This is a genomic window from uncultured Azonexus sp. (assembly GCF_937982035.1).
GTDB lineage: Bacteria > Pseudomonadota > Gammaproteobacteria > Burkholderiales > Rhodocyclaceae > Azonexus.
Genome location: NZ_CALJNI010000003.1, coordinates 1 through 16,220, shown reverse-complemented (window position 1 = coordinate 16,220; position 16,220 = coordinate 1). Strand labels below are relative to the sequence as shown.

At 63.0% G+C, this 16,220-nt stretch carries 16 protein-coding genes; all 16 read right to left on the bottom strand.

Annotation, left to right across the window (positions count from 1 at the left end):
* Positions 1-45: 45 nt before the first annotated feature.
* Positions 46-2,088 (bottom strand): sodium-translocating pyrophosphatase, encoded by a 2,043-nt coding sequence (locus Q0799_RS02425; protein ID WP_298393871.1) that lies wholly within the window; start codon positions 2,086-2,088, stop codon positions 46-48.
* 516 nt (positions 2,089-2,604) lie between these two features.
* Entirely contained in the window at positions 2,605-2,943 is a 339-nt protein-coding gene (locus Q0799_RS02420; RefSeq protein WP_028995298.1) for a P-II family nitrogen regulator, read from the bottom strand.
* Between the two features lie 28 nt (positions 2,944-2,971).
* Positions 2,972-4,588, bottom strand: coding sequence for an NAD+ synthase (locus tag Q0799_RS02415; protein ID WP_298393797.1), 1,617 nt, complete (start codon positions 4,586-4,588; stop codon positions 2,972-2,974).
* Position 4,589: 1 nt separating this feature from the next.
* Positions 4,590-5,138, bottom strand: coding sequence for an inorganic diphosphatase (ppa, locus tag Q0799_RS02410; RefSeq protein ID WP_028995300.1), 549 nt, complete (start codon positions 5,136-5,138; stop codon positions 4,590-4,592).
* A 65-nt stretch (positions 5,139-5,203) separates the two neighbouring features.
* Complete coding sequence (locus Q0799_RS02405; RefSeq protein ID WP_028995301.1) at positions 5,204-5,989, bottom strand: 3'-5' exonuclease; 786 nt, start codon at positions 5,987-5,989, stop codon at positions 5,204-5,206.
* Positions 5,986-6,885: a cysteine synthase CysM gene (cysM, locus tag Q0799_RS02400; protein ID WP_298393793.1), complete on the bottom strand. Its 900-nt coding sequence runs from the start codon at positions 6,883-6,885 to the stop codon at positions 5,986-5,988. The genes Q0799_RS02405 and cysM overlap by 4 nt, the downstream gene beginning before the upstream one ends.
* Positions 6,878-7,876 carry an ADP-glyceromanno-heptose 6-epimerase gene (gene rfaD / locus Q0799_RS02395; RefSeq protein WP_298393791.1) on the bottom strand — a complete coding sequence of 333 codons (999 nt, stop codon included), beginning with the start codon at positions 7,874-7,876 and terminating at the stop codon, positions 6,878-6,880. Before rfaD ends, cysM begins: the two co-directional genes overlap by 8 nt.
* A 9-nt stretch (positions 7,877-7,885) precedes the next feature.
* Complete coding sequence (gene rfaE1, locus Q0799_RS02390) at positions 7,886-8,812, bottom strand: D-glycero-beta-D-manno-heptose-7-phosphate kinase (RefSeq protein WP_298393789.1); 927 nt, start codon at positions 8,810-8,812, stop codon at positions 7,886-7,888.
* A 7-nt stretch (positions 8,813-8,819) separates the two neighbouring features.
* On the bottom strand, positions 8,820-9,992 hold the full coding sequence (lapB, locus tag Q0799_RS02385; RefSeq protein ID WP_298393787.1) for a lipopolysaccharide assembly protein LapB: 1,173 nt from the start codon (positions 9,990-9,992) through the stop codon (positions 8,820-8,822).
* The gene (locus Q0799_RS02380) at positions 9,989-10,276 is read right to left on the bottom strand and encodes a lipopolysaccharide assembly LapA domain-containing protein (RefSeq protein ID WP_298393786.1); all 288 of its coding nucleotides are present in this window, start codon (positions 10,274-10,276) and stop codon (positions 9,989-9,991) included. Before Q0799_RS02380 ends, lapB begins: the two co-directional genes overlap by 4 nt.
* A gap of 67 nt (positions 10,277-10,343) precedes the next feature.
* Entirely contained in the window at positions 10,344-10,628 is a 285-nt protein-coding gene (locus tag Q0799_RS02375) for an integration host factor subunit beta (RefSeq protein ID WP_028995306.1), read from the bottom strand.
* A 12-nt stretch (positions 10,629-10,640) separates the two neighbouring features.
* Positions 10,641-12,317 carry a 30S ribosomal protein S1 gene (gene rpsA, locus Q0799_RS02370; RefSeq protein ID WP_298393782.1) on the bottom strand — a complete coding sequence of 559 codons (1,677 nt, stop codon included), beginning with the start codon at positions 12,315-12,317 and terminating at the stop codon, positions 10,641-10,643.
* A gap of 51 nt (positions 12,318-12,368) precedes the next feature.
* A complete protein-coding gene (locus Q0799_RS02365) occupies positions 12,369-14,303 on the bottom strand; it encodes a bifunctional 3-phosphoshikimate 1-carboxyvinyltransferase/cytidylate kinase (RefSeq protein ID WP_298393780.1) in 1,935 nt (644 codons plus the stop codon).
* A gap of 67 nt (positions 14,304-14,370) precedes the next feature.
* On the bottom strand, positions 14,371-14,919 hold the full coding sequence (gene rfbC, locus Q0799_RS02360; protein ID WP_298393778.1) for a dTDP-4-dehydrorhamnose 3,5-epimerase: 549 nt from the start codon (positions 14,917-14,919) through the stop codon (positions 14,371-14,373).
* Positions 14,919-15,815, bottom strand: a complete 897-nt coding sequence (rfbA, locus tag Q0799_RS02355) for a glucose-1-phosphate thymidylyltransferase RfbA (protein ID WP_298393776.1) — start codon at positions 15,813-15,815, stop codon at positions 14,919-14,921. Before rfbA ends, rfbC begins: the two co-directional genes overlap by 1 nt.
* A partial coding sequence (locus tag Q0799_RS02350; RefSeq protein ID WP_298393774.1) for a GDP-mannose 4,6-dehydratase occupies positions 15,812-16,220 on the bottom strand: 409 nt, incomplete at its 5' end. The genes rfbA and Q0799_RS02350, both read right to left, overlap by 4 nt.

The following is a 16,220-nucleotide window of genomic DNA, read 5'->3' as shown; positions in this document are numbered from 1 at the left end:
AAAAAATGCGCCCCGCAGGGCGCATTCGGTGCTCCCGGGTTGGCCTCAGACGATCAAGGGCACGATCAGCAGCGCCACCAGGTTGATGATCTTGATCAGCGGATTGACCGCGGGGCCGGCCGTATCCTTGTAGGGATCGCCGACGGTGTCGCCGGTAACCGCAGCCTTGTGGGCGTCCGAGCCCTTGCCGCCGTAATGACCATCCTCGATGTACTTCTTGGCGTTGTCCCAGGCACCGCCGCCGGTGGTCATCGAAATCGCCACGAACAGGCCGGTCACAATGGTACCGACGAGCAGGCCGCCCAGCGCCTGCGGGCCGAGCAGCAGGCCGACGACAATCGGCACGGCGACCGGCAGGATCGACGGAATCATCATTTCCTTGATCGCGGCGACGGTCAGCATGTCGACGGCTCGTGAGTAATCCGGCTTGGCCGTGCCTTCCATGATCCCCGGGATTTCCTTGAACTGGCGCCGGACTTCGACGACCACGGCACCGGCCGAACGGCCGACCGCTTCCATGGCCATGGCACCGAACAGGTAGGGAATCAGACCGCCGATGAAGAGGCCGATGATCACCATGTGGTTGGACAAATCGAAGGTGATGCCGGTCAGTCCGGCCGCTTCAAGGCCGTGGGTGTAGTCGGCGAACAGCACCAGCGCGGCCAGACCAGCCGAGCCGATGGCGTAGCCCTTGGTCACCGCCTTGGTGGTGTTGCCGACGGCGTCGAGCGGATCGGTCACCGCGCGCACTTCCGGCGGCAGTTCGGCCATTTCGGCAATGCCGCCGGCGTTGTCGGTGATCGGACCGTAGGCGTCGAGGGCGACAACGATACCGGCCATCGACAGCATCGAGGTGGCAGCAATCGCCAGGCCGTACAAGCCACCGACCGAATACGCCGCCCAGATCGAGGCGCACACGGAAAGCACCGGCAGCGCCGTAGCCTTCATCGAAATGCCGATCCCGGCGATGATGTTGGTCGCATGCCCGGTCTGACAGGCCGAGGCCACGTGCTTGACCGGACCGTACTCGGTGCCGGTGTAGTACTCGGTGATCCACACCATCGCCGCCGTCAGCACCAGGCCGATGATGGCACAGGTGAACATGGTGCCGGTGGTGATGCCCGCTGCCGGGTCGCCGGCGCCAATCAGCCACGAGGTCACCGGGTAGTAGAAGGCCAGCGCCAGCACACCGGCCACGATCAGCCCCTTGTACAGGGCGCCCATGATCTTGCCGCCGTCGGAAGTCTTGACGAAGTAGCAGCCGACGATGGAGGCGATGATGGAGACGGCACCCAGCGCCAACGGATAGAGGATCAGCGCGTCGCCCAGTCCGGGGAAGGCCTTGAGCGTGAGTGCGCCGAGCACCATGGTGGCGACCACGGTCACCACGTAGGTCTCGAACAGGTCGGCAGCCATGCCGGCGCAGTCGCCAACGTTGTCGCCGACATTGTCGGCGATCACCGCCGGGTTGCGCGGATCGTCCTCGGGAATGCCGGCCTCGACCTTGCCGACCAGGTCGGCGCCGACATCAGCGCCCTTGGTGAAGATGCCGCCCCCGAGGCGGGCAAAGATGGAAATCAGCGAGGAGCCGAAAGCCAGGCCGATCAGCGCGTGCAGCGCCGTGTCCTGGTTCAGCCCGAAGGCCAGCAGACCGCCGTAATAGCCGGCAACGCCGAGCAGGCCCAGACCGACCACCAGCATGCCGGTGATCGCCCCGCCCTTGAAGGCCACGTCCAGTGCCGGCGCAATGCCCCCGCGAGCTGCCTCGGCAGTACGCACATTGGCCCGCACGGAAACGTTCATGCCGATGAAGCCGGCAGCACCGGACAGCACCGCACCGATGACGAAGCCAACGGCCGTCGCCATGCCCAGGAAGATGGCGATCAGCACCGCCATCACCACGCCGACCATCGCAATGGTCTTGTACTGACGATTCAGGTAGGCCGCAGCCCCTTCCTGGATCGCCTTGGCGATTTCCTGCATGCGCGCGTTCCCCGCCGGCAATGCAAGAATGGAACGACTGGACAACCAGCCGTAGACGACCGCCAATGAAGCACATAACAACGCCAACCACAATGCAGAAGACATCATTTCCCCTCTCTCTGAACGGACAAACAAGTGAACAGGCTATTTCTCCGAAAAACCTTCCGGACAGCAAGAAACGACGCGAGGCAAATCGCGTCGTTTGCGGAAGTGAAGGAAAACGGGGGGTGGTCGGTCTGTGCCGACAGGGGTCTTGCCCTGGAAACTGCCTTGATCGCGGCAGCACTTCCTGTTTCTGCGAGGAAGGCCGGCCGCGTCGTCATGCGCTGACCCTTAGTTCAGGGACGTGACACGATCGGACACGCCGATCCTGCCATCGTCACACACCCTGGGGTGTGTGGGGAAGACTGGGGATGCGTGACGGCACATGCCGCCACATCTTCTCTCTGCCTGAATGATGCTCATGAAATCCCGCTTGCCACTGAATCGTTGGAGAAACCTGACTGACGGACGAGGGGGCATGCCCCTCTGGTGGGGAAAATTACCCCCTTTTCCGGACTCGGTCAAACGGTTTGCTCAGGCTTGATGTAAATAAGCCGCAAGCGGGAAAAAAGAACAATGTCAGATGGCGGCTTCGTTGGTTTCGCCGGTACGGATGCGGACCACCTGCTCGACCGAGGTGACAAAGATCTTGCCGTCACCGATCTTGCCGGTGCGCGCCGCCTTGACGATGGCATCGATGGCCGGATCGACCTGTTCGGTGGCAACAACGATTTCGATCTTGATCTTGGGCAGGAAATCGACGACATACTCGGCGCCGCGATACAACTCGGTATGACCCTTCTGGCGGCCAAAACCCTTGACCTCGGTCACGGTCAAGCCGGTGATGCCGACCTCGGACAGGGCTTCACGGACTTCGTCGAGCTTGAACGGCTTGATGATGGCTTCGATTTTTTTCATGTTGAATACCCCTTCTCTCTGTGTAATCTCAATATTCGTCGGCGTAGCGATTGGTGATCGGATAACGCCAGTCCTTGCCGAAACCGCGCGGCGTGATGCGGATGCCGACCGGCGCCTGGCGGCGCTTGTACTCGGCGATGCGCAGCAGGCGGACGACGCGGCGGACATCGGCTTCGGGCAGGCCGGCGGCGATGATCTCGCGCGGGCTGCGGTCTTCTTCCATGTAGGCGCGGACGATGGCGTCGAGCACCTCGTATTCGGGCAGCGAATCCTGGTCCTTCTGGTCCGGCTTCAGCTCGGCCGACGGCGGACGGACGATGATGTTCTCGGGGATCACCGGCTCGCCTGCACACAGCGTGTTGCGGTAGCGCGACAGGCGATAGACCAGGGTCTTGTAGACGTCCTTGATCACCGCGAAGCCGCCGGCCATGTCGCCGTACAGCGTGCAGTAGCCAACCGCCATCTCGGACTTGTTGCCGGTGGTCAGGACCAGCTTGCCGGTCTTGTTCGAGAGCGCCATCAGGATGTTGCCGCGAATCCGCGCCTGGATGTTCTCTTCGGTGGTGTCGCTGGGCAGGCCGGCGAACAGCGGCGCCAGCATGGCTTCATAAGTCGCCATGGCCGGGGCGATGGCGATTTCGTCATACGAGCAACCGAGCTGGCGGATCATCTCGCGCGAGTCGTCGAGACTCATCTGCGCGGTATAGGGCGACGGCATCATCACCGCGTGCACCTTGTCAGCGCCGAGCGCATCGACGGCGACGCACAGCGTCAGCGCCGAGTCGATGCCGCCGGAGAGGCCGATGATCGCGCCCTTGAAGCCGGTCTTGCCGATGTAGTCGCGCACGCCGAGGACCAGCGCGGCATAGGCTTCGGCCTCGAGCGAGAGCGGCTCGGCATGTTCGTCGGACTGCAGCCGGCCGCGATCGAAATCGACGATGCCGAGCGCTTCCTCGAACTGCGGCAGGCGCATGCAGATCTGCTCGCGCTCGTCGATGGCGAAGGAGGCGCCGTCGAAGACCAGTTCGTCCTGGCCGCCGACCAGGTTGCAATAGATGGCTGGCACGCCGGTGGCTTCGACCCGCTCGCCGAGCACGCGGGCGCGCTCGTGGTGTTTTTCGAGATGACAGGGCGAGGCGTTGAGCACCAGCACCAGTTCGGCGCCGGCGGCGCAGGCCAGTTCATAGGCGCCCTCTTCCCAGATGTCGGCGCAGATGTTGATGCCGACGTTGACGCCGCCGAGCGTGACGACACAGGCTTCGCGGCCCGGCTCGAAATAGCGCTTCTCGTCGAAGACGTCGTAGTTGGGCAGGCGAATCTTGCGGTAGACCGCGGTTTTCCGGCCATTTTCGATGACCGAGGCGGCGTTGTGGCAGACGCCGTTGAATTCTTCCGGATGGCCGACCACCAGAGCAATCCCGTCGACACGGGCGGCCAGATCGTCAAGCGCCCGCTGGCAGGCCCGGTAGAAATCCGGGCGCAGCAACAGGTCTTCCGGCGGATAGCCGCTGAGCGCCAGTTCCGGCGTCAGCAGAACCTGCGCGCCGCGGGCCTTGGCCGCGGCAGCACAGGCGACGATACGGTCGACGTTGCCGGTCAGGTCACCGACAACGGCATTGAACTGGGCAACGGCGACACGCAGCATCTTAGTAGTTCGGCTTGTCTTTCGCGTCGTTGTAACGCTTGATGCCGGAGGTGATTTCTTCACGGGCGGCGTCGATACCCTGCCAGCCGTTGACCTTGACCCACTTGCCGGGTTCCAGATCCTTGTAGTGCTCGAAGAAGTGCGAAATCTGCTTGCGCAGCAGTTCCGGCGTGTCTTCGTAGGTCTTGACGTCGTTGTACAGCGGGGTCAGCTTGGACACCGGCACGGCCAGCAGCTTGGCATCCTCGCCACCTTCGTCGGTCATCGACAGCTGACCCAGCGGACGGCAGCGGACGACGACGCCCGGCGGCAGCGGGAAGGGGCTGATCACCAGCACGTCGACCGGATCGCCGTCGCCGGCGATGGTGTGCGGGATGTAGCCGTAGTTGCACGGGTAGTGCATCGCCGTCGACATGAAACGGTCGACGAAGATGGCACCGCTGTCCTTGTCGACTTCGTACTTGACCGGGTCGGAATGCGCCGTGATCTCGATGATCACGTTGAAGTCGTCGGGGAGGGACTTGCCGGAGGGAACGTCGTTAAGCGCCATTATTATCTCTCTGCGATTGAGTTTGAAAAAAAAGCCTCGGAATTATAGCTTGCTCGACCGCGGGATCATTGCCAGGCGGCAAGAAACTCGCGCCAGTGCTGAGCATCGATTTTCGCCAGCTGGGCCTTGATGAAGGCCTGTTCGGCAAGTTCCTCGTCGGCGGTCAGTTCGCCGCGCATGCGCCGGAAACGGTTGTAGACCAGGTAGGTATTGACCACGTCGGTCTCGCAGTAATCGCGGATATCGGCCGCCTGTCCGGCCTGCCAGGCTTCCCAGACCTTGCTGCCGTCCATGCCGAGCTTGCCGGGAAAACCGAACAATTTGGCCAGATCGTCGAGCGGCGCGTTGGCACGGCCGTTGTACAGGGCCAGCAGATCCATCAGGTCGAGGTGACGGGTGTGGTAGCGGCTGATGTAGTTGTTCCACTTGAAGTCGCGCGAATCGGCGTAATCGCCGTCACCCATGTCCCAGTAGCGCGGCGCCGAAACGCCGTGGAGCATACCGCGGTAATGCAGGACCGGCAGATCGAAGCCACTGCCGTTCCAGGAAATGATCTGCGGCGTGAATTTCTCGATGCCGTCGAAGAAACGCTGGATGATCGCGCCTTCGTCGAGGTCCGGTTCGGCCAGCGACCACACCTTGAAGCCTTCAAGCGTGCGCAGTACGCAGGAGATGGCGACGATGCGCTGCAGGTGCAGCGGCAGGAAGTCGTTGCCGCTCTTCGCCCGGCGCTGCTGGAAAGCGAGTTCGGCGACTTCGGCGTCGGACAGTTCGGCCGGCAGATCGTTGATCCGGCGCAGCCCCGGCACATCGGGAATGGTCTCGATATCGAAGACGAGAACCGGCTTCATGCAGGGAAGACGCCGGTCGACAGGTAACGGTCGCCGCGGTCGCAGACGATGGAAACGATGGTCGCGTTTTCCAGGGTCTGGGCCAGACGCAGCGCCACGGCGAGTGCGCCGCCGGACGAGATGCCGGCGAAGATGCCTTCCTCGACGGCGAGCCGCCGGGTCATCGCCTCGGCGTCGGCCTGGCTGACGTATTCGATGCGGTCGACATTGGTCGGCGCGTAGATCTTCGGCAGGTAGGCTTCCGGCCATTTGCGGATGCCGGGAATCTGGCTGCCGTCTTCCGGCTGGCAACCGACGATGGTGATCGCCGGGTTCATTTCCTTGAGGTAGCGACTGGTGCCCATGATGGTGCCGGTGGTGCCCATGCTGGAAACGAAATGGGTGATGCGGCCGTTGGTGTCGCGCCAGATTTCCGGACCGGTGCCTTCGTAGTGGGCGACCGGGTTGTCCGGGTTGGCGAACTGGTCGAGGATGATGCCCTTGCCTTCGTCGCGCATGCGTTCGGCGACGTCGCGGCACAGTTCCATACCGCCGTCCTTGGGCGTCAGTACCAGTTCGGCGCCGTAGGCGCGCATGCTCTGGCGACGCTCGATGCTCTGGTTCTCGGGCATCACCAGGATCATCTTGTAGCCCTTGATCGCCGCCGCCATGGCCAGCGCGATGCCGGTGTTGCCGGAAGTCGCCTCGATCAGCGTGTCGCCCGGCTTGATATCGCCGCGCGCCTCGGCGCGCTGGATCATCGACAGCGCCGGCCGATCCTTGACCGAACCGGCCGGGTTGTTGCCTTCGAGCTTGGCCAGGATGACGTTGCCGCGGCGTTCGTTGTCAGCGCCGGGAATGCGCTGCAGGCGAACCAGCGGCGTGTTTCCGACAAAATCCTGCAGGGTTTTATACATGGGCTTGCAACCAGTCGATATATTGGGAAACGCCCTCCTCGACCGTCGCCATCGGCGCGTCGTAGCCGGCGTCGCGCAGCTTGGTCAGATCCGCCTGCGTGAACGCCTGGTACTTGCCCTTCAAGGCTTCGGGGAAGGCGATGTATTCGAGCAAACCCTGTGCCCGGAGTTCCGCCAGACCGAGCGGCGCTTCGCCCTTGGCCTTGCGGCAGCCGTTGACCGCGGCCACGGCGACGTCGTTGAAGCTTTGCGCACGCCCCGAGCCGAGGTTGAAGATGCCGGACTTTTCCGGATGGTCGAGGAAGAACAGATTGACCTTGGCCACATCGCCGACGAAGACGAAGTCGCGCATCTGACCGCCGTTCTCGTAACCGTGCGAGCCCTCGAACAGCTTGACCTTGCCGTCGGCGCGGAACTGGTTGAAGTTGTGGAAGGCCACCGAGGCCATGCGTCCCTTGTGGTTCTCGCGCGGACCATAGACATTGAAGTAGCGGAAGCCGACGATCTGCGACGACGGCTCCTTGGCCAGGCGCTTGCGGACGATCTGGTCGAACAGGAACTTGGAGTAGCCGTAAACATTGAGCGGCCCCTCGAACTCGCGCTCCTCGCGGAAAACGCTGGAGGCGCCATAGGTCGCCGCCGACGAGGCATAGAGGAACTGCACGTCCTGATCGAGGCACCAGTCGAGCAGGATGCTGGAGTAACGGAAATTGTTCTCCATCATGTAGCGGCCGTCGGTTTCCATGGTGTCGGAGCAGGCACCCTCGTGGAAGATGGCTTCGACATCGCCGTCGAAATGACCGGCCTGGATGCGCTCGATGAAGTCCTGCTTGTCGATGTAATCGACAATGTCGCAATCGATCAGGTTCTTGAACTTCTCGGCCTTGCTCAGGTTGTCGACGGCGATGATCTTGGTCACGCCGCGCTCGTTGAGCGCCTTGACGATGTTGGAACCGATAAATCCGGCGGCGCCGGTGACGATGGTTTTCATGCCTTCTCCTTACAGGGCGCCCGCGATTTCGTCGCGGGTGACGACGGCGGTACCCAGTTTGCCGACGACAATGCCGGCGGCGATGTTGGCGATCCGGATGGCCTCGGCCCAGTCGGCGCCGGCGGCGAGCATCACGGCCAAGGTGGCGATGACGGTATCGCCGGCACCGGAAACGTCGAAGACTTCGCGGGCCTGCGCGGCCTGGTGGAAGGTCTGGCCGTCGGCGAAGAGCGTCATGCCTTCCTCGCTACGGGTGACCAGGAGGGCTTCGAGACCGAGTTCGCCACGCAGCTTTTCCGCCTTGGCGAACAGTTCGGCGTCCGACGACCAGCGACCAACGACGTCGCGCAGTTCGGATCGGTTCGGGGTGATCACGGTTGCCCCGGCGTATTTGCCCCACTCGTCGCCCTTGGGATCGACCAGTACGGGTTTGGCGGCGGCACGGGCGAGACGGATCATCTCGGCGATGTGGGTCAGGCCACCCTTGCCGTAGTCGGACAGGATGACGATGTCGCAATCGGCCAGGCGGCGCTCGAATTCGGCGAGCTTGGCCTGCAGGATTTCATGCGACGGCGTGGTCTCGAAATCGATGCGCAGCAATTGCTGCTGGCGACCGATGACGCGCAGCTTGACCGTGGTGTCGATGTCGCGGTCGATCTGCAGGTCGGAGGCAATCTCTCCTTCGGCCAGCAGGCGCTTGAGGGCGCGGCCGGCATCGTCGTCGCCGACGACCGACAGCAGGGTCGTCCTGGCACCGAGCGAAGCGGCATTGCGGGCAACGTTGGCAGCACCGCCGAGGCGCTCTTCCATGCGCTCGACCTTGACCACCGGCACCGGCGCTTCCGGCGAAATCCGGCTGACGTCGCCGAACCAGTAGCGGTCCAGCATCACGTCGCCGACGACGAGCAGGCGGACCTGCGTGAGTTTTTCCAGCATCGAAGTCCTACAGGGATTGATCGAATTCTTCGCCGCGACGCGGCGGATTGGTTTCCCAGCCGCCGCAGGCCGGGCAGCGCCAGTAGAACTGGCGCGCCTTGAAGCCGCAATTATTGCACCGATAGCGCGACAGGCGGCGGGTATAGCCCTGGACGATGGTCTTGGCCAGTTCGACATCGCCGCGCACCTCCGGCGAAGCCAGCGGCAGGCGGGCGCTCATCAGCTTCTCCAGGCCGAGCAGGGTTGGATTGCGCTGCAACTCGGCCCGCACCAGCCGGTAGGCCGCTTCGTTGCCCTGACCTTCGAGCACCAGTTGATAGACCACGTCGAGCAGATCGAGCGAGGGATAGTGTTCGAGATAACCGCTGAGCAGCGCGATGCCTTCGTCGCGGCGCGACAGCTTCAGGTAGGCGTCGAGCAGGCGCTGGGCGACCAGCGACAAGTAAGCGGGATCCTGCTGTTCGATGCCCTGCCAGACGGCAATCGCCTCTTCGGTCCGGCCTTCCTGAGCAAGCAGGTCGCCGAGCAGCATGCTGGCGCGAACGCACTTGCGGTTCTCCTGCATCGCCACTTCCAGGTAGCTGCGCGCCGAATCGCTGCGCGAGCGCATGATTTCGCCGGCGGCGAGTTCGCAATAGTACTCGGCGATTTCCTTGTGCGAAGCCAGATCGGGCAGTTCGCGGGCGATATCGATGGCTTTCTGCCATTCTTTACCGACCTGGTAGATTTCCAGCAGCGAGCGCTTGGCGTCGGCATCGCGCGCCGTGCCGACCAGTTTGTTGAAAATTTCCTCGGCCCGGTCGAGCAGGCCGGCCTTGAGGAAGTCCTGGCCGAGTTCGACCATGGCTTGCAGCCGGTGCTTTTCCTCGATATCCGGCAGCCCCAGCAGGTTCTGGTGCATGCGGATGGCCCGCTCGGTCTCGCCGCGACGGCGGAACAGGTTGCCGAGCGCGAAGTGCAGCTCGACGGTCTGCGAATCGACCTTGGCGACTTCGAGGAAGGAGTCGATGGCCTTGTCCGGCTGCTCATTGAGCAGGAAATTCAGGCCCTTGAAATAGGAGCGTGGCAGGGCACGCGATTCGTGCACCACCTGGCGCATGTCGATGCGCGCGGCCATCCAGCCGACGGCGAAAAACACCGGGACCAGCAGGAGTTGCCAGTATTCGAAGATATCGTTCATTGCGGGGGAGGCACGTCGGGCAGAACGGGTGCGGCTGGCTCGGCCTTGCCTGCGGCGCGCCGGAGTCGGGAAAGTTCGCGACGCTGGCGGAAAACCACGCCGACCAGCGACAGCACGCCAAGAATGGCGCCGCCGGCAAAAAAGACCAGCAGCAGGATGACCAGCGGCGTCTGCCACTGATAGTCGAGCACCAGGTTCAGGGTGACCGGTGCCGTATTCTGGACGGCAAAGACGACCAGAAAGGCGAAGATGATGAAACGCAGGAACCAGGTAAGCGCTGTCATGACATTCAATAAAAAGGGGCAGTGAAATTCACTGCCCCGAATCTACCACATTGGGCCAAGCCCGGCTTTAGATCGACTGATCGACCCGCTCGCGCAATTCCTTGCCGGCCTTGAAGTGGGGAACCCACTTTGCCGGCACGCTGACTTTTTCCCCGGACTTCGGGTTACGTCCAACGCGCGGTGGCCGATAGTTGAGCGCGAAGCTGCCGAATCCGCGGATCTCGATGCGGTCCCCGCGCACCAGCGCTTCGGACATCGCATCGAGAATCATCTTGACTGCGAAATCGGCATCTTTCGCCACCAACTGCGGAAAGCGTTCCGCCAGCCGGGCGATGAGCTCGGATTTGGTCATGTCGCCTGCCTATCAGCCTTGCTGGTTCAGCTTGGCCTTGAGCAGGGCACCCAGGTTGGTCGTACCGGTGGCAGCGGAAGTGTCGGCAGAGAACTTCTGCATGGCTTCGTGCTGCTCGGCTTGATCCTTGGCCTTGATGGACAGATTGATGCCACGGGTCTTGCGATCCACGTTGATGATCATGGCTTCGATCTCGTCGCCCACCTTCAGGTGCTGGGACAGGTCTTCGGTACGCTCGCGGGAGAACTCGGAGGCGCGCAGGTAGGCTTCGTTCTCGCCGTCCAGCGTGACCACGGCACCACGTGCGTCGACCGACTTGACGGTGCCGCGAACGATGCTGTTCTTCTCGTGGGTAGCGATGAAGTTGGCGTACGGGTCTCCGTCGAGCTGCTTGATGCCCAGGGAGATACGCTCCTTCTCGACGTCGATGCCGAGAACCACGGCTTCAACTTCGTCACCCTTCTTGAAGTTGCGGATGGCTTCTTCGCCGGTCGCGGACCAGGACAGGTCGGACAGGTGAACCAGACCGTCGATGCCACCAGGCAGGCCGATGAAGATACCGAAGTCGGTGATCGACTTGATCGCGCCCTTCACCTTGTCGCCCTTCTTGTGGTTCATCGCGAACTCGTCCCACGGATTCGCCTGGCACTGCTTCATGCCCAGCGAGATACGGCGACGCTCTTCGTCGATTTCCAGGATCATGACTTCGACTTCGTCGCCGAGCGAAACAACCTTGGACGGGTGGACGTTCTTGTTGGTCCAGTCCATTTCGGAGACGTGCACCAGGCCTTCGATGCCCTGTTCGATTTCGACGAAGCCGCCGTAATCGGTCAGGTTGGTGACCTTGCCGAACAGGCGGGTGCCGGCCGGGTAACGGCGAGCAATACCGACCCACGGATCGTCGCCCAGCTGCTTCATGCCCAGCGAGACGCGGTTCTTCTCGGCGTCGAACTTGAGGATCTTGGCGGTCACTTCGTCACCGACGTTGAGCACTTCGCTCGGGTGACGGACACGGCGCCAGGCCAGGTCGGTGATGTGCAGCAGACCATCGATGCCGCCCAGGTCGACGAATGCGCCGTAATCGGTGATGTTCTTGACGATACCCTTGACGGTGGCACCTTCCTTGAGGTTTTCCATCAGCTTTTCGCGATCCTTGTCGGCGGTCGCTTCGAGGACGGCACGACGGGACAGGACGACGTTGTTACGCTTGCGGTCAAGCTTGATGACCTTGAACTCCATGGTCTTGCCTTCGTACGGCGTGGTGTCCTTGACCGGACGCATGTCGACCAGCGAGCCCGGAAGGAAGGCACGGACGCCGTTGGACATGACGGTGAGACCACCCTTGACCTTGCCGGTGATGGTGCCGGAAACCAGGGCTCCGTCGTTGAGGGCTTGCTCGAGGAAGTTCCAGGAGGCGATGCGCTTGGCGCGATCGCGGGACAGACGGGTCGAACCATAGCCGTCTTCCAGCATTTCGATGGCGACCTGGACGAAATCGCCGACAGCGACTTCAACTTCACCCTGGTCGTTCAGGAATTCTTCTACGGGAACGTAGGATTCGGATTTCAGGCCGGCATTGACCACGACGAAATTGTGGTCGATGAGCACCACTTCTGCAGTGATGACTTCGCCTTGACGCATTTCCTGGCGAGCCAGGGATTCTTCAAAAAGTTGAGCAAAAGATTCCATTACGGAGTGAGTTCCTTGCCACGAATCAGACGACCCGCGACGGGTTGAAGGTTAATGAAACGACGCTTCGGCAAACCAGTCCAGCACCTGCTTCACCGCCTGTTCGATGGTGAGATGGGTGGTGTCCAGCAGCCGGGCATCGGCCTCCTGCCTGAGCGGCGCCACGCTGCGTTGCGAATCGCGCGCATCACGTTGCTGCAGGTCTGACAGAAGGTCCGGGAGATTAGCAGAGAAACCTTTTTCGATCAACTGCTTATAGCGACGCTCGGCACGCGCCTCGGCCGTCGCTGTCAGGAAGACCTTGAGCGGTGCGCGCGGGAAGACCACCGAGCCCATGTCGCGACCGTCGCCGACCAGGCCGGGTGCCGTGTTGAAGGCGCGCTGGCGGAACAGCAGCGCCTCGCGTACGGCCGGCAGCGCCGCGACTTTCGAGGCACCCGCCGAAATCTCTTCGGTGCGGATGGCATCGCCAACCAGAACGCCGGCCAGGCGAATATCCTCACCGGTAAACACCACGTCGAGACCGGCGGCAATGGCGGCAACGCCGGCCTCATCGCCCCAGGCCACACCGGCCCGCTGTGCGGCCAGCGCAGTCAGGCGATAGAGTGCGCCGGAATCGAGATAGGCAAAACCGAGTGCCGCCGCCACGCGCGCCGCCACCGTCCCCTTGCCGGAAGCCGACGGACCGTCGATGGCAATCACCGGCGCCGCCCGGGTGACTTCGGCAAAGCGCTCGAAGTAATCGGGGAAGGTCTTGCCGACGCACTTCGGATCGTTGATCCGCAGCGGCGTCGCAAACGCCGCCAGCGAGAAGCACATGGCCATGCGGTGATCGTCATAGGTATCGATGGCCGCCGGCTTCAGCGGCGCCGGGGTGACGCGGATGTAATCGGCGCCCTCCTCGACTTGGGCGCCGAGCTTACGCAGTTCGGTCGCCATCGCGGCGATGCGGTCGGTTTCCTTGACCCGCCAGCTGGCGATGTTGCGCAGCGTCGTCGTGCCCTTGGCGAACAGCGCCGCGGTGGCCAGCGTCATCGCCGCGTCGGGAATGTGGTTGCAGTCGAGGTCGACGGCAACCAGACCGCCCTCTGGCGCACGCGCTGCCATCCAGTTCGGCCCGGTTTCGATGATGGCGCCCATCTGCGCCAGCGCCTCGGCGAATTTCACGTCGCCCTGGATCGAATCGGCGCCGACGCCTTCGACGCGCACCGGTCCGCCTCCAATGGCCCCGAGCGCCAGGAAGTAGGACGCCGACGAGGCATCGCCTTCGACATACACCGTGCCCGGCGACTGGTAGCGGCTACCGGCCCTGACCGTGAAGCGCTGCCAGCCGTCGCGCTCGACGACAACCCCGAAGCGGGCCATGGTCGCCAGCGTGATCTCGATGTAGGGCTTGGAAATCAGCTCGCCGACCACTTCGACGGCCACCGTTTCGCCGGTCAGCGGCAAGGCCATCAGCAGGCCGGTCAGGAACTGGCTGGAGACATCGCCGCGCACCTTGACCACGCCGCCGGGCCGGATGGTCGCCGGCTTGAGCTGCAGCGGCGGGTAACCGTCGTTGCCGAGGTAAGTGACATCGGCGCCGAGCTGGCGCAAACCATCGACCAGGTCGCCAATCGGCCGTTCGTGCATGCGGGCGACGCCCTTCAGCACGTAATCGCCGCCAGCCAGCGCCAGCGCCGCCGTCAGCGGCCGGAAGGCGGTGCCGGCGTTGCCGAGGAACAATTCTGCTGCCTTGACCGGGAAGCGACCGCCGCAACCGGCGATCGTCCAGTGCTCGCCCCCCAGGTGGGTGACGCCGACGCCCAGCGCCTGCAGCGCCTCGAGCATGCGCTCGGTATCGTCCGACGCGAGCAGGTCGCGCACCTCGGTCTCCCCCTCGGCCAGCGCAGCGAGCAGCAGGACGCGGTTGGAAATGCTCTTCGAACCGGGCAGACGAACGGTACCGGTGGCGGACAACAACTGGGGGAGATCGAGGAATTCCATGGCGGCGGGACTGAGTGGAAAGCCCGCCAGTTTACCCGTGGACCGCGAAAGTCCGAAGCACAAGAGATCAGAAACCCTTCTCGGCCTCGGCAAAGCTCGGTGCCACCGCATCCTTGGCAGACAGCAGCGGCGTCCCGGCAAAGCCCCAGTCGATGGACAGGGCGGGATCGTCCCAGCGAATGCAGCGCTCACATGCCGGTGCATAGTAGCCGGTGGTCTTGTAGAGGAACTCGGCGGTTTCGCTAAGGGTCACGAAACCGTGGGCGAACCCCGGCGGGATCCACAGTTGGCGCTTGTTTTCGGCCGAAAGACAGTAGCCGACATGCTGGCCGAAGGTTGGCGACGCCGCGCGTAGATCGAGCGCCACGTCAAAAACCTCGCCCTGAACAACGCGCACCAGCTTGCCCTGGGCTTGCGACGGCAGCTGGTAATGCAAGCCGCGCAGCACACCGCGACTGCTTTTGGAGTGATTATCCTGGACAAACTCGACATGCTCGCCGACTGCTTCGTCGAAGTCCCGCTGATTGAAGCTTTCGAAGAAAAATCCACGTTCGTCCCCGAAAACCCGTGGCTCGATGATCAGCACGCCGGCCAGTTTTGTCGGTGTGACCTTCATCAGAACACCCGTTCCTTGAGCAACCCGGCCAGATACTGACCGTAGGGGTTCTTCAGCATCGGCTGCGCCAGCCTTTCCAGCTGCGCAGCATCGACCCAGCCCTTGCGGTAGGTGATCTCTTCCGGACAGGCCACCTTCAGCCCCTGGCGCTTCTCGATCGTGGCGATGAACTGGCTGGCGTCGAGCAGGCTTTCGTGGGTGCCGGTATCGAGCCACGCGTGCCCGCGCCCCATGACCTGGACGTTGAGCTGATCGCGTTCAAGATAAAGGCGGTTGATGTCGGTGATTTCAAGTTCCCCGCGCGGCGACGGTTTGAGGTCGCGGGCCATGTCGAGCACCTGGTTGTCGTAGAAGTAGAGACCGGTCACCGCGTAATTCGACTTGGGTTGTTTCGGCTTTTCTTCCAGGCTCACCGCACGCCCCTTGCCATCGAATTCGACGACACCGTAACGCTCGGGGTCATGGACATGGTAGGCGAACACGGTCGCACCGTCGGCCTGCGCACCCGCAGCCGCCAGGTCGTTGGCGAATTCGTGACCGTAGAAGATGTTGTCACCGAGCACCAGTGCCGAGTCACCGTTGCCGACGAATTCGCGGCCGATGATGAAGGCCTGCGCGAGGCCGTCCGGGCTCGGCTGCACAGCGTATTGCAGGTTCAGGCCCCACTGGCTGCCGTCGCCGAGCAGTTGCTGGAAGCGCGGCGTGTCCTGCGGCGTCGAGATGATCAGGATGTCACGGATACCCGCCAGCATCAGCGTGCTCAGCGGGTAATAAATCATCGGTTTGTCGTGGATCGGCAGCAATTGCTTGGAAACGGCCAGCGTGACCGGATACAGGCGGGTACCGGAACCGCCGGCGAGAATGATGCCCTTGCGCTCGTTTTTCCCAAGATTCATGCGCTCTCTCCATATTGTTTGCCCAGCCAGTCGCGATAAGCGCCGCTGGTGACGTTTTTCACCCAATCCTGATTGTCCAGATACCAGCGGACCGTCTTGCGGATGCCGGTCTCGAAGGTTTCGGCCGGTTTCCAGCCGAGTTCGCGCTCCAGCTTCGTCGCATCGATGGCGTAGCGGCGATCGTGGCCCGGGCGGTCGGTCACGAAGGTGATCTGTTCCCGGTACGACTTGCCGTCGGCACGCGGACTCAATTCGTCGAGGATCGCGCACAGCGTGTGCACCACGTCGAGATTGGCCTTCTCGTTCCAGCCGCCGACGTTGTACACCTCGCCCAGCCGGCCGGCTTCGAGGACGCGGCGGATGGCGCTGCAGTGATCCTTGACGTACAACCAGTCGCGGATCTGC

What these genes read in the sequence shown, in the direction of transcription:
- rfaE1 (WP_298393789.1), bottom strand. Translation starts at nt 8,812, where the DNA reads ATGCTGGAAAAACTCACGCAGGTCCGCCTGCTCGTCGTCGGCGACGTG.
- rfbA (WP_298393776.1), bottom strand. Translation starts at nt 15,815, where the DNA reads ATGAATCTTGGGAAAAACGAGCGCAAGGGCATCATTCTCGCCGGCGGT.
- rfbC (WP_298393778.1), bottom strand. Translation starts at nt 14,919, where the DNA reads ATGAAGGTCACACCGACAAAACTGGCCGGCGTGCTGATCATCGAGCCA.
- rfaD (WP_298393791.1), bottom strand. Translation starts at nt 7,876, where the DNA reads ATGAAAACCATCGTCACCGGCGCCGCCGGATTTATCGGTTCCAACATC.
- Q0799_RS02420 (WP_028995298.1), bottom strand. Translation starts at nt 2,943, where the DNA reads ATGAAAAAAATCGAAGCCATCATCAAGCCGTTCAAGCTCGACGAAGTC.
- Q0799_RS02380 (WP_298393786.1), bottom strand. Translation starts at nt 10,276, where the DNA reads ATGACAGCGCTTACCTGGTTCCTGCGTTTCATCATCTTCGCCTTTCTG.
- Q0799_RS02415 (WP_298393797.1), bottom strand. Translation starts at nt 4,588, where the DNA reads ATGCTGCGTGTCGCCGTTGCCCAGTTCAATGCCGTTGTCGGTGACCTG.
- cysM (WP_298393793.1), bottom strand. Translation starts at nt 6,885, where the DNA reads ATGTATAAAACCCTGCAGGATTTTGTCGGAAACACGCCGCTGGTTCGC.
- rpsA (WP_298393782.1), bottom strand. Translation starts at nt 12,317, where the DNA reads ATGGAATCTTTTGCTCAACTTTTTGAAGAATCCCTGGCTCGCCAGGAA.
- Q0799_RS02405 (WP_028995301.1), bottom strand. Translation starts at nt 5,989, where the DNA reads ATGAAGCCGGTTCTCGTCTTCGATATCGAGACCATTCCCGATGTGCCG.
- Q0799_RS02365 (WP_298393780.1), bottom strand. Translation starts at nt 14,303, where the DNA reads ATGGAATTCCTCGATCTCCCCCAGTTGTTGTCCGCCACCGGTACCGTT.
- Q0799_RS02425 (WP_298393871.1), bottom strand. Translation starts at nt 2,088, where the DNA reads ATGTCTTCTGCATTGTGGTTGGCGTTGTTATGTGCTTCATTGGCGGTC.
- ppa (WP_028995300.1), bottom strand. Translation starts at nt 5,138, where the DNA reads ATGGCGCTTAACGACGTTCCCTCCGGCAAGTCCCTCCCCGACGACTTC.
- lapB (WP_298393787.1), bottom strand. Translation starts at nt 9,992, where the DNA reads ATGAACGATATCTTCGAATACTGGCAACTCCTGCTGGTCCCGGTGTTT.
- Q0799_RS02375 (WP_028995306.1), bottom strand. Translation starts at nt 10,628, where the DNA reads ATGACCAAATCCGAGCTCATCGCCCGGCTGGCGGAACGCTTTCCGCAG.